The organism is Legionella sainthelensi, assembly GCF_900637685.1.
GTDB classification, from domain to species: domain Bacteria; phylum Pseudomonadota; class Gammaproteobacteria; order Legionellales; family Legionellaceae; genus Legionella; species Legionella sainthelensi.
On the sequence record NZ_LR134388.1, the window covers coordinates 387,170 to 402,400 of the forward strand.

Below are 15,231 nucleotides of genomic sequence, written 5' to 3' on the forward strand. Positions count from 1 at the left end.
AAATTCATTGAGGCTGTATTATTTTGGTTGTATGTTAAAAGTGACTTATTAGAGAAGGAGTCAGAATGAAATATGGATTGAAAATTTTAGCCCTCATGAGCTTGTTCGTCATGGTAGGATGTACAAAAATTAATTCCTCCCAAGTTGTTCCGGTGAACGCTAATGCTGGATGGGGGATTGCGGTATTTGCTAATAATACCGAAGTGCCGCAAGCGGGCTATCGAGCAATGAATATTACCACGGGCGTACTTCGCTCAAAGGGCGTACACACATTAGTATTCTATCCTTCTAATGCAAACTGTAATAAATTAATTGTTTGTCCTAATGCGACTCCCTCCGTTAATGCAGTTTTAAGTTGGGCGAGAGAACGGCATTTACAGTATGTAGTAATGGGTGCTGTAAATGAATGGGACTATAAAGTGGGGCTAGATGGAGAACCAATAGCAGGAGTTTCATTGCAGATATTCAGTGTTCCCACTGGACAAATGATTTGGAGTTCTGTTGGGAGTAAAATGGGTACTAGTCGCTCAGGATTAGCGGTAATTGCGCAGCGATTAATTGATAATATGCTTTTTAGCTTAAAGATCTCTTGATGAATATAAAACCATTATTAAAGCAATTGTGGATTTGGCGAGAGCACAGTGTATGGATGTGGGGGGAGGCCATTGGTATCTCTCTCCTCATTTTAGGGTTGTGTTATGTAACGAATCCAAATAATCCATTGTTTATTAGAGAAATTTTTCCTTGGCCGTGGATTGCTTCAGTAATAATTGCATTTCAATATGGCTTTGGTCCGAGCTTGTTATCAATTGCGGTAATTGCTATATATGCCAATACCAAACTTATAGCAGGGGATATGTCACTCACTGACTTCCAGTCTTATTTGCTCAGTGGAGTATTCTTAACGCTAATCTGCACTTTATTTAGCTCGAGCTGGGTAAGAAGAATACAAAATACAGATGTACTGCAGGCTTATAGTGAAGAACGTTTAAAGAGTTTGTCTCGCTCTTATTATATGTTGCGACTTTCTTCTGATTACCTTGAACAAAACATTATTTCTAAACCTATGACACTACGATTAGCGTTTAGAGAATTACAAAAGTTAAATTTAAATGCAGACACACTGTTGTCTCCCGACGTAGCCTATTCTTTTTTGCAAATTATTTCGCAATTTTGCCAAGTCAATGTAGGTGGAATCTTTTTGTATCAAAATGAATGGTTAAATCCGGAACCTTTTGTTGAAATTGGTTTAGTGGGCGAATTAGTGACACATGATCCACTCATCAAGAGATGCATGGAGTCAGGAGAAATTTCTTTTGTAAGTATTAATCAAATCGAAGAAGCAAGCGACTGTCTTTATTTGGTGGCAGTGCCTTTACTCACTAGAGAAAATGGACTTATAGGTATATTAGTGATTAAAGAAATTCCTTTTTGGAATTTAAACGAAGAGACGCTCAGAATATTGAGTATCTTGGCTCATTATTTCAGTCAAGAAGTTATTGTTTCTTCTGAAGTTACTGATTTTTTACGCAACTATCCTGATTGTTCCGTTGATTTTGCAAAACAATTAATAAGACTAATCCCATTGAAAGAAACTTTAGAAATTGATAGTGCACTTGTTGCAGTGATGGTTTCGAAAAAATTAAGAGCTCATAATGTCATCTATAATTTAAAAAACCAGCACCGAATTCTTGACTCATTTTGGTCTTTAGAATTGGGTGAATATGATGTATTAATTACTTTAATGCCTTTTACTTCTTCAGCAGGAATTTATGGCTATATAGCAAGAATTAAAAATTATTTGCATATGGACTTAGGCTTCTCCGTGAATAATGAAGAGATAAGAATACGTTCGATGCAGCTTTATGCAGACACTCCTTTTTATGTGATGCAGTATTTCTTAAATTTTATCAATGGAGAGGACATTGGTTAATCAGATGGATTCATTACATGGATTGTTCGCCGCTCTTTTTCGACAAAGTCCAACTACCGATTTGTTCTTGAATGTATTTTTTCTGAATTTAGGCATAAGTCTATTAATTACTTTTTTATTGATAAACTTAATCCAGTTAGATCTTGTTAAAAGGAAAAAAGAATTTTCATTGTTATTAATATGTATTGGAACTTTTATTCCATTTCTGGGAAATATTGTAGTTGTTGTTGCTGTTTTCCTTCTTAAAAAGTTTGGTGAAGATTTTCAACCCCACATAATTAATTTATATCCTCAAGTTGAATATGCGCGAAAAAATCCTGTTGAAGTAGTAGCGCATGGAACAAGTTGGGCTGATGTCAGATTGCATTCTTCGAATTATTCGACCGAAGAGCGCAATAAAGCACTTTATAGCGTTAGTAAAGGATTGCCGAGAGATACGAACCGCATTTATAGCTCTTTAGTATCGGATGATTTAGAGGAATTGCGGATTTGCGCTTTTTCCATGCTTGAGAATCAACAGAATTATTTGCAAAAGAAAATTAATCAATTTATAAAAAAATCTGAAGAAACGGCAGATCCTGATAAAATAGCCTTTCTAGCCAAGCAGCTCGCTTTATTATATTGGGAATTGGTGTATCGTAACTTAGCTGATCAGGAATTTCGCTCCATCTTATTGGAACAAAGTAATTTTTACGCCAATATTGCATTAGAATCACTACCAGAAGATACAACTTTGTTAATCTTATTAGCAAGGATAAATATGGAAAATAAGCAATTAAAAGAAGGGCTTAGTTATTTATCGAGGGCCTCAGAATTAAATGCCCCAAAAAGTAAAATTTATCCATATTTAGCAGAGCTCGCATACAACAAAAGGGATTATAATACAGTGAAAGAATCTTTATGTTTGGATACTTCGTTTCGTTATATTTTAAAAATTAATAAAGTGGTTGAATTCTGGTGTGGAAAATGAGTACTTATTTAGCAGAACAGGCTGATGAAGTTGATATCGCCCTACTCCTTGAGAGTTCCTATCCATTTATTTTGGGAGGAGTTTCCACCTGGGTACATCAGATTATAGAAAATTTTCCTCAATACACATTTGCCCTAATATTTTTAGGTGGCTCTCCTGAGAATTATCAAGAGGGGATTCGCTATAATATTCCCAAGAATGTCACTCATTTTCAAGTCCATTATCTTTTTGACGAAGATGAGCCGCCTTCGCCCAAAAAAAGGTTAGTTGGAAATGAAAAGGGATTTGTATATCTGAGAGAAATGCATGAGCTGTTTAAATGCCCAACCGCTGAAAATTTAGATCAAATTGCTGATGTCAGTAATATTCTTAATGATCCTTCAGGAGTTGATTATGCGCAGTTTTTGTATAGCAAGCTCAGTTGGAATTTTATTGAAGACAAATACGCAGAACAGTGCGAAGATTCTTCATTTATTGATTATTTTTGGACAGTAAAAAATATCCATAAACCTTTATGGAAGTTGATCCATGTTCTTACCAATTTTCCTAAAGTTAGAGCAGTGCATTCTATTTCAACGGGATATGCGGGATTACTTGGTTTTTTTATTCATCGACATTTCAACTATCCTCTAATTTTAACCGAACATGGTATTTATACTAAAGAACGTAAAATTGATATTTTTTTAAGCCAGGTATTTCATGATGATCCTGATCGGGCGTTGACCGAAACAAGTTATTTACGAAATTTATGGGATCGCTATTTTAAGACATTGGCACAGCTAACTTATCACGTAGCTGATCCAATAGTCAGTTTATTTAGTCATGCACAGCAAATACAGATAGATGATGGTGCTGATCCAAAGAAGACACTCATTATACCTAATGGGATTAATATCGATCGATTTAGGAAATTAAGACGCCCTTTGGAGGAAAAACTTACAGCGATCTGTTTTGTTGGCCGTATTGTTCCTATGAAAGATGTGAAGGGGTTTATCAGAGCAGTGCCTAATCTACATAATGCAATGCCGGATTTAAAGGTTTGGATCATTGGTTCAACTGACCAGGATCCGGTGTATGCTCAAGAATGTATTGAGCTAGTCGAAAATACATTGCTGCAAGATGTTATTGAATTTTTCCCTCATCAAAAAATGGAAGATGTTCTACCAAAAATCAAGATTTTAGTCTTACCAGCTATTAGAGAAAGTATGCCATATGTGCTTTTGGAAAGTTTTGCTGCTGGGGTTCCTGTAGTGGCTACTGACGTTGGGGCTTGTAAAGAAATGGTATTAGGTATGAATGAAGAAGACATTGCTTTAGGCCCCGCTGGTAAGATAGTGAGAGTCTCTGATTCTAAAGACTTGGAAGTTGCGATTCTTGACGTATTAAATAACCCTGAATTATGGAATGAAATGAGTCAGTCTGCGATTAAACGCGTAGAAACCTACTATAATGAAACAGTTATGATTGCACAATATCAAGAAATCTACGAAAGTACGATGAATAAAGGATAGCAACCAAATGGCGGGAATTGGATTCTCTTTACGAAAAATTTTAAATCACGAAAGTATTACACGGACAATAGCTGCTTATACGGTTGCAGGAGTTATTGGCGGTGGACCATGGCTGATCTCAATTCTAGGTATTATTTCTCTGTCAATTATTATTGCTAGGATACCCGCGCAACAAGAAGCAATTACGCAATTTCAAATATCGATTACTTACTTAATTGCCGGGAGTTTAATCTTTAGTAGTTCTGCAGGTAATAGTTTTTCTCGTTATGCGGCGGATCAATTATTTTTAAATAGATCCACCTACCTTATTTCTAACTTGAATGGATTAATACTTATTATTTCTTTAGGTGCTGGTATTTTTTCATTCTTTTTTGTATTACTTTTTTTCTCGCAACAAGATATTGCCTATCGCTTGCTATTAATGGGTAGTTTTGTTGTTCTATCAAATATTTGGGCTGTGATTACACTTCTCACCGCAGTAAAAGATTATACGATTATCCTCAAAGCGTTTTTATTGAGTTACTCGATTATCGTTCTTTTGGCGTATGGGTTACGTAATTACGGTCTTGATGCTTTTATGTTCAGCTTTTTAGTGGGACAAACCGTTTTATTGCTTAATTTACTCATCGTGCTGTACAAAGAGTATCCCACCAATTCAATTATTGATTTTCATTTTCTGAAAAAAATAGTATGTATAAGATATTAATTTTTAACGGTTTATTTTTCAACTTAGGCGTATGGGTAGATAAATTTATATTTTGGTATAATGATAATACGAGTTATGCAGTGATTGGTCCTTTTAGAGCTTCATTAATTTACGATCTCCCAATCTTTATTGCCTATCTTTGTTTGTTGCCAGGAATGGCCGTTTTTCTTTTACTAATAGAGACCAATTTCTCGGATTATTATCTTCGTTTTAATGAAGCAATACGAAGTGGGAAATCCTTGTCTTATATAAAGATTGCGGGTAATCAAGTAGCTACTTATGCTTTTGAACTCATCTATTCTATAGTTAAAATTCAAGCATTAGTAATTATTCTTATGCTGCAGTTTGGCGAAAAAATTTTGGCTTTTTTAAATATTTCGCTGCTTTACTACAATTTGCTTTATGTTGCAGTGATAGGTACAAGTTTGCAAATTTTTCTTCTAGCTATTATTGATATTTTGTACTATATGGATAGAAGATGGTATGTTTTTGTAGTTTCCATTAGCTATTTTGTTTTAAATTTAGTATTTAGCTTAATCTCTGTATCTTTGGGACCTTTTTATTACGGATATGGATTTACTGGTTCCTTAGCTTGTGTCTGTGTATTAGGAATGTATTTTTTAAATGAAGGATTCAATGATCTTGAATATAAAGTGATCATGCTACGAGGATAATATGGATACTTATCTTGTTACAGGAGGTGCAGGGTTTATTGGTTCACATCTGTGTGACCAATTAGTGAAATCTTCCAAGGTATATGTCCTCGATAATCTTTCAACAGGCTGCAAAGAGAATCTTCCCGAGGAGGTTGTTTTTATTGAAGGGGATATCTGTGACTACCAATTAGTCAAAGAACTAATGGAGCAGGTAGATGGATGCTTTCATCTTGCCGCCTTGGTTTCAGTCCCTTTATGCAATGAAGACATTTTGCAAGCTCATGAAATAAATTTATCTGCTACGGTGAATATTTTAAAAACCGCGAGTGAATTGTCTCGATTTTCTAAATTTGTTCCTATTGTATTTGCTTCTTCTTGTGCGGTATATGGTAATAGTTCGCATTTCCCAATTAAAGAAGATGCTCCTTTGTTGCCTATATCTATTTATGCAAATACGAAACTTTCAGGTGAATATTATGGTCGATTTATCAGTGAAATATATAAATTTCCTTTCACTGCATTACGTTTATTTAATGTCTATGGAGCAAGACAAAAATTAGATAGCCCTTATTCTGGTGTCATTTCAATCTTTTTAAATAATTTATTGAATGATAATCCCTGTGCCTTTTATGGTTCGGGTGAGCAATCAAGAGATTTTGTATATGTAGAGGATGTTATTTTATTTTTTATTAAAGCGATGGAAACTTCTAAGCATGCTGCCCGAACTTATAATGTATGCAGTGGAAAAAATATTAAAATAAAGACAATAGCTAATTTGTTAAGTCACGAATTGAAAAAAGAACTAGTCACTATTCATAAACCTCCAAAAATTGGGGATGTTGAATACTCATTGGGAGATCCATTTTTAGCGGGAGAAGAGCTTGGTATTTTTGCTAAAACGTCAGTTGAATCTGGATTGAAGAACCTAGTAAATACAATACTGAGAGATCTTAAATGAAGATAACCTACCTAGGCCACGCAGGATTTTATGTTGAATCTGAATTGTCAGTCATCATCATGGATCCGTGGCTTTCACCTTATGGCGCATTTGATTCAGCATGGTTTCAATTTCCAAAAAATATCCATATGCTTGAATATGTTTTAAATCATTTTGAATCAACTCATAAAGATAAATACATTTATGTCAGCCATGAGCACAAAGATCATTTTGATATTGAATTTCTAAAAATGATAAAAAAGAGAAATTTTAAATTCATATTGGCTAATTTTCATCGTTGTATTGTTAAAGAGCAATTGGAAGCGATTAATTATCAATGTGATGGCATTATTTCTTTAAATTATGAAGAAGAGTTTACACTAAAAGATGGGAATCTGAGGCTCTTTGTACTTGATGCAGAGCTTGATTGTGATTCCGCAATTCTTGTTCAAGCGGATTCAAAAAGTTTTTTAAATATAAATGATTGTAAGCTACATGAAAAATTAGAAAAAATTGTAAAAATGCATGGAAAAATAGATGTTTTTGCAGCTCAATTTTCTGGGGCTATATGGCATCCTGTTTGCTATGACATGCCTTTAAAAGATTATCAAAGAGTTTCTTTGAAAAAGAAAATGAATAAGTTTTCTATTGTTGCAAGAGCAATTGAAACCGTAAATCCAGCGTTTTATATTCCTTCTGCGGGTCCTCCTTGTTTTCTCGATCCAATGTTAATGCATATTAATGTTGAAAAAATTAATATTTTCCCCAAAGCTCCCGAATATCTTCGCTATTTGGACAAGCACTGTAAAGCAACAGATACCACATGGCCTGAAATCATGCCCGGTGATATTCTGGATGTAAATTTAGGGAAATTTATTCACCTTGATGAAAATAGGGTGGAGGAAAACCAGTATGAAAGTTATATCAAATCCTATGCCAATGAATATAAAGACTACTTTCAACAAAGGGAAATAGAGAATAAAAAAGTTAACCCTCAAGCAGTGTTTGTCGATTTAAGACACGATCTTGAGGAAAAAATGAAGAATATACATTTAGTCAATGTCAAGGTTCATGCCATTTTATATTGGGGGATTAGTGATTATTCGGATATCATGTATCGCATCGATTTAACCAATAAAACGATTACCACAACAAATGAGATTCTAGATCCCAATAATTATTGGAAAATTGAAGCTCCTGCTTGGCAAGTCAATAAAGTTTTAAGTAACGAGATGAATTGGCCTGATTTTGTACTGACTTTTAGAGTGAAGCTGAAAAGAAATCCCGATCTCTATGATGTGGTCACACACGGATTTGTGGCTTTGGATGCGATTGAAATTAGACGGTTTTGTGACTTGGTTGAGCGCTTTCATGCAAATAATAAAGATCGAATTGTAGTAGAGTTTGAGGGGAAACGTTATTCGATATTACGTTGGTGCCCTCATTTGGGAGGAGATCTCAGTTCAGGTTGGTTGGATAGTCAAGGGTGTTGGGTATGTCCAAGACACCAATGGCATTTTGATCTGCGCAATAAAGGGCAGTGTATTACAAGTACAGAGACTATCGATGCGATTTGCCTGGACGATGAGAACCTTAACCAAAAAGAAGAGAAAAAAGAAAAGTGATAACGCACATTCTTCATCAAAGATGGCGAAAGTGGAGATGAATTACAAACATGAGATTGAGTTTTACACTCAATCTCTAGATTAAATAATTATCAATCAAGCGAATATCACCAATTCGCACCGCAGCAAATCGACGACCTTGATGTTCTTCAACATACTCCACAACAATGTTTTTTTGAGTTAATTCTTCAATGATTTGGGTGCACGATTTATCTTTTTGTTGAAATAAGGCCGCAAATTTTTCCGCTGTAATTTTTTGCTCCTTGGTAAGGCGATTATTGCGTGAACTATAGGCCAAGCCACTGGACTCACGCAGGGTTGGACATACTTTGATTTCTACATCCAGAAAGAAGGCCTTAGCCATTCCGTGGATCAGTTGATATTGTTGATAATCCTTTTCCCCAAAATACGCCCGGTGTGGTTTGATAAGATTAAATAATTTAATGACAACCGTTAAAACACCGTTAAAGTGTCCGGGTCGATGTTTCCCCTCCATTAATTGACACAGTTGTTTTTCATGTACTTGATAATTATATCCATCTACATACATTGCTTTATCATCCGGAAGAATACAAAAATCGACTCCTGAGTCTTCCATCATCTTCAGATCTGCTTCTAAAGTGCGGGGATACAATTTAAAATCTTCAGCTTGATTAAATTGTGTGGGATTAACAAATAAACTGGAAACAGTGTAGCTGTTTTCTTTTTGACTCGTTAAAAATAAAGATGCATGTCCTACATGCAAATTACCCATGGTAGGTGCAAAACCTAGGCTTAATTCAGTAGATAAGGTTTTACGAAATGCAATCCACTCTTCAAGATTATGAAAAATTTGCATCATGATGCTCCTAATTATGTGCGTTCAATACAACAAAAATCGAGTTGATTGTATTGAACTGTTTTGAATGGCCCCATACAAAAATGCGGTGCATTTTTATGGGGTAACTCATGTACATTAAAATGCATGTTCAGATGCTGGAAAACTGACCTGTTGTACTTGCTGTGCATAAGCATTTAACGCATTCAGCAACATTTCTTTACCTTGTATGTATCGTTTGACAAACTTGGGATTAAAATCAGTTTGTAAGCCCAACATATCATGCCAAACGAGAACTTGACCATCAGTATCAGAACCGGCCCCAATGCCAATAGTGGGTATGCGTAAGGACTGGGTAATGGCTTGGGCTAATGGTTGTGGAACGCACTCAATTACTACAGCAAAACATCCAGCCTCTTCTAAACGAAGTGCCTGTTGAATCAGCGTTTCTGCTTGTTCTGGATTTCTTCCCTGTATTTTATAGCCACCCAATTGGTGAATCGATTGAGGAGTCAAACCAATGTGACCCATAACTGGAACACCTGCATTGACTAGATAGGAAATGGTTTGACAGGTATCTGCGTCAGCCCCCTCGATTTTTACAGCATGTGCTCCTGAACGTAATAGACTTTTCACATTTTCTACCGTTTGAGCTAATGAAGTTTTATGACTTAAAAACGGCAGATCGCTAATTAAAAATTGCTGTGTTAAACCTCGAGCTACGGCTTGGGTATGCAGCACCATCATCTCTATTGTTGCCATAATGGTTGTTTCGTGGCCATGTACAGCCATCGCTACTGAGTCACCAACAAGTACACAATCTATATTAGATTCAGAAACAATACAGGCAGAAGGATAATCATAGCATGTGACCATGACGATTTTTTGTTGTTCTTCCTTTTTACGTTTGAAATCATGAATTTTCATTTGTGCTACTCCTTCATTAAGAAACTGGAGTAAGCATGATTAGGGAAAGCTAAATGTACTACAGGTACCTGTCGCATGGATCAAGTCCTCCAAAAGTTAAAAATTTAAAGTCGCTGCCAAGGGGTCAACGCAGTACGTATCATAGTTTAAATTCGGTACGTTGAGAAGTAGGGTTAAATATGGGACCTATTTTGTTCCTTTGTCATTCTGAGGTATTATTCCTGTTTCAGGTAACAAGCATCTGGACTCTGTTGATAAGTCGTCTTTCAAGACTCGACGTCCCACGGCTTGTCTCGGGACGTTGAGAACCAAATTGTCAACGGATCTTATAGTTGCGAAAAATAAACTACGTCATGTAAACAGGTTTTTTATGCAAATCATTGAAAAATTAGCTATCCCTGGTGAACATCCCCTATTGTTACAAGGTATTATCGGTAAGTTAGAAGCGGTTTTGACCGTTCCTGATCAAAAGGATAGTGGGTTTATTGCTTTTTTAGGACACCCGCATTCCCTGCAGGGCGGCACGATGAACAATAAAGTTGTTACCACTCTAGCGCGTGTTTTCAAAGATTTAGGTATTCCTTCTTTGCGTTTTAATTTTAGAGGAGTGGGGCAGTCTGAAGGATCTTATGATGCTGGACAAGGTGAAAGTGAGGATATGCTTGCTTTGGCTCGTGAGTTACAAAAAGAGCAACCGGAAAAGAAATTAATTTTTGCGGGTTTCTCTTTTGGGTCTTATGTTACTTACCGAGCTGCAGCACAAGTTCATGCACATTTATTAATCTCGATAGCGCCACCCATACATCATTATAATTATCATGAATTTAATCCGGCACCTTTTCCCTGGGTTATTGTTCAAGGTGAAGAGGATGAGGTCGTTCCTCCTGCATTAGTTTTTGATTTTGCATCGCAATTAGATCCGGAAGTTCCAGTAATTCGTTTTGCCAATACAAGCCATTTTTTTCATGGAAAATTGATAGAGCTCAAAACAAAGTTGAGTGAATATATAACCGCTCAGGTTGTCCTCTAATGACGTTAATAAATCAATATGAAACGGCAGTAGCCCGGGGCGAAATTGTTGATGATCCTTTACAAAGAGATATATTGCAGCATTTTCAGCGACTTACTGAGGAAATAAAAAAATCAAACTCCTCATGGTTCTACCCTTGGAGGAAATCTCGAGTCAAGGGTATATATCTTTATGGTCCTGTTGGAGTAGGAAAAACTTATTTGGTCGATCTTTTTTATGAATTTCTTGAGGAAAAAAAGAAGGCGCGTTTTCATTTCCATCATTTTATGCAACAAGTTGATGCACAATTAAGATTGTTACAGGGACAAAAAAATCCGCTACTTCAGATTGCTAAAAAGCTTGCCAAAAATACTCGGATACTTTGCTTTGATGAATTCATGGTTCATGATGTAGCTTATGCGATGATTTTGGCTGAATTACTCAAGGCTTTAGTTGCGCATGGGGTAATATTAGTAATTTCATCAAATATACCTCCAGATGATTTGTATCGAGATGGTGTTCATCGTAAACGATTTTTACCTGCTATTGCTGCTATTAAAGAAAATTGTGAGGTTCTGTATTTGAATGAGCAAAGAGATTATCGAATTGGGCGTGCGCCATTATTAGATGCTTATTTATGTCCACTAAATCAGCACACCAGTCAAGCAATGGAAAAACAATTTGTGTTACTAAACAGTGAATTTCAAGAACATGGGATTATTACAATTCAAAAGCGGACAATTCCTTATCTGAAGTGCGGGATAAAATCAATTTGGTTCGCTTTTGATATTTTGTGTAACCTCCCGCGTAGCCAATTAGATTATTTAGAGTTAGCAGATAAGTTTGACACTATCTTTGTCAGTGACGTGCCTGCTTTAACAGTAAATCATACATTACAAACCATTATGTTCATTCATTTTATTGATGTGATGTATGATCGTGGTATTAATATTATTTTATCTGCCGAAGTCACAGCAGAGCAGTTATATGTTGAGGGTGAAATGGTAGAGACCTTTAAACGAACTCTGAGTCGTTTGTTGGAAATGCAGTCTGTAGATTACTTGGCACGTCATCCCAAGCGAGAGTTACAAGAATTGATTTCGGATGACTCTGAATCGTAATGCGGTTCATTCAGTATGGATTAGCGCCATGCCCCTTAACAAGATATTATTCTTAAAGTAAAAGTACTGTCATTGGATTATTATTTTACAGCCACCCCAACAGTATGATCAAAAATTTTACGTTTCAAAGTCAAAAATATATCACTTTTTTCTTAACTGAGAATGATTCTCGATTCCATTTGTGCTAAAATTAGCATATTTCGTTATTTTCTTGTTCGCACATGATAAAAATTACAGAGCTAGTCCAAGGTGATAAAGTACGATTAACAAGTTTTGGTTCAACGGATATGCAGTATCGACGCAGGCTTTTGTCTTTAGGTGTAACGTGCGGTACCGAATTTTCAGTTGTTCGTATTGCTCCTTTAGGTTGCCCTATACAAATTGAGGTCAGAGGAACGGCTTTAACTTTGCGTAAAGAAGAGGCGAATCAATTGGTTTTGGAGTATGTATGACGCATGTGTTACTCGTTGGCAATCCTAATTGTGGTAAGACCACTTTGTTTAATGCATTAACTGGAGATAGTCAACGTATAGGAAATTGGCCGGGTGTCACCGTTGAAAAGAAAACAGGTGAATTCTTGCTCGATGGACAACGCATCAGCATAACTGATTTGCCTGGCGTCTATTCATTAGTCGCGAATGCTGATGGAGTCAGTCAGGATGAGCGAATTGCAGCCCAAGCAGTTGTTTCCATGCAAGCAGATTGTATTATTAATGTGATCGATGCCTGCCATCTTGAGCGACACTTATATCTAACCAGTCAAATTCTAGAGTTAGGTACCCCCGTAATACTTGCACTCAATATGATGGATATCGCTCTGCAACGAGGCATAACGATAGATATTAATGCCTTATCGCAACAATTAGGTTGTCCTGTAGTTGCAATTCAAGCACATAAAATGGTAGGTATTCCTTTACTCAAACAAGCGCTGCTGCAATTACCAAAAAACCTTATTCCTTGGTCACTTCCCTTGTCCAAACCCATACAAGAAACATTAATCGCATTGGAGCGCCAGTTAATTGATGAGGGTTATAGCCAGTCGCGTGCTTTTTATCACGCGCGTCGGATTGCAGAAGGAGACGTATTGCTCCTGGGCCAGGCGTTGTCTAAGAACTTAGCGTCATTGAATCCAGAGGAAGCTAATTTAGATATCTTATTAGCAGATGCTCGATATCAAAAAATACACGAAATTGTCACCCTTGTTCAGAAAAAACGCAGTGATGCCAGCGAGCATTTTACTGCAAAAGTCGATAGAATTGTATTGCATCGCTTTTGGGCGCTACCTATATTTTTTGCCATGATGTATTTAATGTTCTTATTTGCAATCAATATTGGAGGTGCATTTCAAGATTTTTTTGATATCAGTACAGATACTCTATTTGTACAGGGAAGCGCTTGGCTATTAGAACAAATCCATGCTCCGAATTGGTTAATTGCCTTATTAGCCAATGGGGTGGGCAAAGGAATTAATACAACACTAACATTTATTCCTGTCATTGCCGCAATGTTCTTCTTTTTGTCATTATTGGAAACGTCAGGATATATGGCAAGAGCAGCTTTTGTTGTTGATAAAGCGATGCGTGCTCTGGGGTTGCCGGGTAAATCTTTTGTGCCGATGATCGTGGGTTTTGGCTGCAACGTACCCGCCATTATGGCCGCACGTACATTAGATTCAGAACGTGATAGATTATTAACTGTAATGATGAGCCCATTTATGTCATGCAGTGCTCGCTTGGCCATTTATGCGGTATTTGTTGCTGCATTTTTCCCTTCAGGTGGTCAAAACATTGTCTTTTCTTTATATATTATCGGCATCTTAATGGCGGTCTTAACTGGATTCATATTGCGAAAATCCACGTTAAAAGGACATGCATCACCATTGATTTTGGAGTTACCTGCTTATCATAAACCTGCATTGAAACGGTTAATTAAAGAAACATTGATGCGGTTACGTTTTTTTGTGCTGCGGGCAGGAAAATTAATTCTACCTGTTTGTGTGCTTCTGGGAGGGTTAAATGCTATTACCATCGATGGGGGGATTAATTCAGGTGAGGCAAGCACCCAATCCTTGTTGTCTTTGATGGCACAATGGATTACACCTTTTTTTGCTCCTATGGGTATACATCAAGATAATTGGCCTGCAACAGTAGGATTGTTAACTGGAATGCTGGCCAAAGAGGTAGTAGTGGGTACCTTGAACTCGCTGTATGCTCAAGTAGGTCAGGTAGGTGAGATGGCTGCAGCACATTTTGATCTTTGGATAGGCATAAAAGCGGCTTTTTGGTCTATTCCAGAGAATTTATCACAATTAGGCTCTGCATTAGCAAACCCTGTCCTTGCAAGTGCGGCAGATAGTCCAGTATCTCAATCTGTATATGGAGTTATGGCTCAACGTTTTGATGGTCAAATCGGCGCCTTTGCTTATTTACTTTTTGTTCTTCTTTATATTCCTTGTGTGTCAACTATGGCAGTAATTAGGCAAGAAGCAAATAGAAAGTTAATGTGGGTTTCTGTAATTTGGTCTTTTGTTGTTGCTTATATGGCTGCAGTTTTATTTTATCAAACAGCGAAGTGGCTTCAGTCTTCAGGATTAAGTATTTCTTGGATTATTGGATTTTTGTTTGTTCTATTTCTTATTATCGTCATACCTATTTCTAAAAAGCGAAGTATGAGGAGGGCTAATGCTGCTGCAAATACGTGATTATATTCGACGAAAAGGTGTAGTAAGTACACAACAATTAATTAGAGAATTCCATTTGGACTTCCAGGCATTGCAACCGATGCTTAATCTATGGATCGGTAAAGGAGTGATACGTAGGTGTGAGGCAAAGGAGCAATGCAAAAGTTCTTGTTTTAAATGTCGTGCTCAAGAGCCTGAATATTATCAATATGTTTCGTAAATTTTTTCCACCGAGAAAAAAGATTGCTTTATGACGATTTTTACAGTTTTTTTACTTATGCGACTTTAACTTGCGTGCCCCTTGGCGAAATTTGAGCTAATATAGTCTTATAGCTTGAT

13 protein-coding genes and 1 pseudogene are annotated in these 15,231 nt (G+C 36.6%); 12 read left to right on the forward strand and 2 right to left on the reverse strand.

From position 1 onward, the window contains the following. The first annotated feature begins 65 nt into the window (after positions 1-65). The 7 genes and pseudogenes from EL220_RS01660 to EL220_RS01695 all read left to right on the forward strand — a co-directional run bounded on the left by EL220_RS01660 (position 66) and on the right by EL220_RS01695 (position 8,338). Positions 66-593 (forward strand): hypothetical protein, encoded by a 528-nt coding sequence (locus EL220_RS01660; protein WP_051544727.1) that lies wholly within the window; start codon positions 66-68, stop codon positions 591-593. Continuing rightward, positions 593-1,933, forward strand: a complete 1,341-nt coding sequence (locus tag EL220_RS01665; protein WP_027270914.1) for a PelD GGDEF domain-containing protein — start codon at positions 593-595, stop codon at positions 1,931-1,933. Before EL220_RS01660 ends, EL220_RS01665 begins: the two co-directional genes overlap by 1 nt. Further along, complete coding sequence (locus EL220_RS01670; RefSeq protein WP_027270915.1) at positions 1,926-2,903, forward strand: tetratricopeptide repeat protein; 978 nt, start codon at positions 1,926-1,928, stop codon at positions 2,901-2,903. The genes EL220_RS01665 and EL220_RS01670 overlap by 8 nt, the downstream gene beginning before the upstream one ends. Beyond that, positions 2,900-4,414 carry a GT4 family glycosyltransferase PelF gene (gene pelF / locus EL220_RS01675; RefSeq protein WP_027270916.1) on the forward strand — a complete coding sequence of 505 codons (1,515 nt, stop codon included), beginning with the start codon at positions 2,900-2,902 and terminating at the stop codon, positions 4,412-4,414. Before EL220_RS01670 ends, pelF begins: the two co-directional genes overlap by 4 nt. 7 nt (positions 4,415-4,421) lie before the next feature. Continuing rightward, positions 4,422-5,794 (forward strand): annotated as a pseudogene (gene pelG, locus EL220_RS18470) (exopolysaccharide Pel transporter PelG). A 1-nt stretch (position 5,795) separates the two neighbouring features. Next, the gene (locus EL220_RS01690) at positions 5,796-6,734 is read left to right on the forward strand and encodes an NAD-dependent epimerase/dehydratase family protein (protein WP_027270918.1); all 939 of its coding nucleotides are present in this window, start codon (positions 5,796-5,798) and stop codon (positions 6,732-6,734) included. Continuing rightward, entirely contained in the window at positions 6,731-8,338 is a 1,608-nt protein-coding gene (locus tag EL220_RS01695; RefSeq protein ID WP_027270919.1) for a Rieske (2Fe-2S) protein, read from the forward strand. Before EL220_RS01690 ends, EL220_RS01695 begins: the two co-directional genes overlap by 4 nt. A 76-nt stretch (positions 8,339-8,414) precedes the next feature. Here EL220_RS01695 and panC read toward each other — a convergent pair whose 3' ends face one another. Further along, positions 8,415-9,176 carry a pantoate--beta-alanine ligase gene (panC, locus tag EL220_RS01700; protein ID WP_027270920.1) on the reverse strand — a complete coding sequence of 254 codons (762 nt, stop codon included), beginning with the start codon at positions 9,174-9,176 and terminating at the stop codon, positions 8,415-8,417. 117 nt (positions 9,177-9,293) lie between these two features. Then, positions 9,294-10,082 (reverse strand): 3-methyl-2-oxobutanoate hydroxymethyltransferase, encoded by a 789-nt coding sequence (panB, locus tag EL220_RS01705; protein ID WP_027270921.1) that lies wholly within the window; start codon positions 10,080-10,082, stop codon positions 9,294-9,296. 370 nt (positions 10,083-10,452) lie between these two features. Here panB and EL220_RS01710 point away from each other — a divergent pair, with 370 nt between their 5' ends. The 5 genes from EL220_RS01710 (at position 10,453) to EL220_RS01730 (ending at position 15,112) form a co-directional block, all read left to right on the forward strand. Beyond that, positions 10,453-11,112 carry an alpha/beta hydrolase gene (locus EL220_RS01710; protein WP_027270922.1) on the forward strand — a complete coding sequence of 220 codons (660 nt, stop codon included), beginning with the start codon at positions 10,453-10,455 and terminating at the stop codon, positions 11,110-11,112. Beyond that, positions 11,112-12,212, forward strand: a complete 1,101-nt coding sequence (gene zapE / locus EL220_RS01715; protein WP_027270923.1) for a cell division protein ZapE — start codon at positions 11,112-11,114, stop codon at positions 12,210-12,212. The genes EL220_RS01710 and zapE overlap by 1 nt, the downstream gene beginning before the upstream one ends. Before the next feature lie 221 nt (positions 12,213-12,433). Further along, entirely contained in the window at positions 12,434-12,664 is a 231-nt protein-coding gene (locus EL220_RS01720; RefSeq protein ID WP_035905999.1) for a FeoA family protein, read from the forward strand. Continuing rightward, entirely contained in the window at positions 12,661-14,913 is a 2,253-nt protein-coding gene (feoB, locus tag EL220_RS01725) for a Fe(2+) transporter permease subunit FeoB (protein ID WP_027270925.1), read from the forward strand. Before EL220_RS01720 ends, feoB begins: the two co-directional genes overlap by 4 nt. Beyond that, positions 14,894-15,112 (forward strand): FeoC-like transcriptional regulator, encoded by a 219-nt coding sequence (locus EL220_RS01730; protein ID WP_027270926.1) that lies wholly within the window; start codon positions 14,894-14,896, stop codon positions 15,110-15,112. Before feoB ends, EL220_RS01730 begins: the two co-directional genes overlap by 20 nt. Positions 15,113-15,231 lie beyond the last annotated feature (119 nt).

Bases quoted from the DNA above. Each gene is read 5' to 3' on its own strand.
- EL220_RS01660 (WP_051544727.1), top strand. From the start codon at position 66: ATGAAATATGGATTGAAAATTTTAGCCCTCATGAGCTTGTTCGTCATG.
- EL220_RS01665 (WP_027270914.1), top strand. From the start codon at position 593: ATGAATATAAAACCATTATTAAAGCAATTGTGGATTTGGCGAGAGCAC.
- pelF (WP_027270916.1), top strand. From the start codon at position 2,900: ATGAGTACTTATTTAGCAGAACAGGCTGATGAAGTTGATATCGCCCTA.
- EL220_RS01690 (WP_027270918.1), top strand. From the start codon at position 5,796: ATGGATACTTATCTTGTTACAGGAGGTGCAGGGTTTATTGGTTCACAT.
- EL220_RS01695 (WP_027270919.1), top strand. From the start codon at position 6,731: ATGAAGATAACCTACCTAGGCCACGCAGGATTTTATGTTGAATCTGAA.
- panC (WP_027270920.1), bottom strand. From the start codon at position 9,176: ATGCAAATTTTTCATAATCTTGAAGAGTGGATTGCATTTCGTAAAACC.
- panB (WP_027270921.1), bottom strand. From the start codon at position 10,082: ATGAAAATTCATGATTTCAAACGTAAAAAGGAAGAACAACAAAAAATC.
- EL220_RS01710 (WP_027270922.1), top strand. From the start codon at position 10,453: ATGCAAATCATTGAAAAATTAGCTATCCCTGGTGAACATCCCCTATTG.
- zapE (WP_027270923.1), top strand. From the start codon at position 11,112: ATGACGTTAATAAATCAATATGAAACGGCAGTAGCCCGGGGCGAAATT.
- EL220_RS01720 (WP_035905999.1), top strand. From the start codon at position 12,434: ATGATAAAAATTACAGAGCTAGTCCAAGGTGATAAAGTACGATTAACA.
- feoB (WP_027270925.1), top strand. From the start codon at position 12,661: ATGACGCATGTGTTACTCGTTGGCAATCCTAATTGTGGTAAGACCACT.
- EL220_RS01730 (WP_027270926.1), top strand. From the start codon at position 14,894: ATGCTGCTGCAAATACGTGATTATATTCGACGAAAAGGTGTAGTAAGT.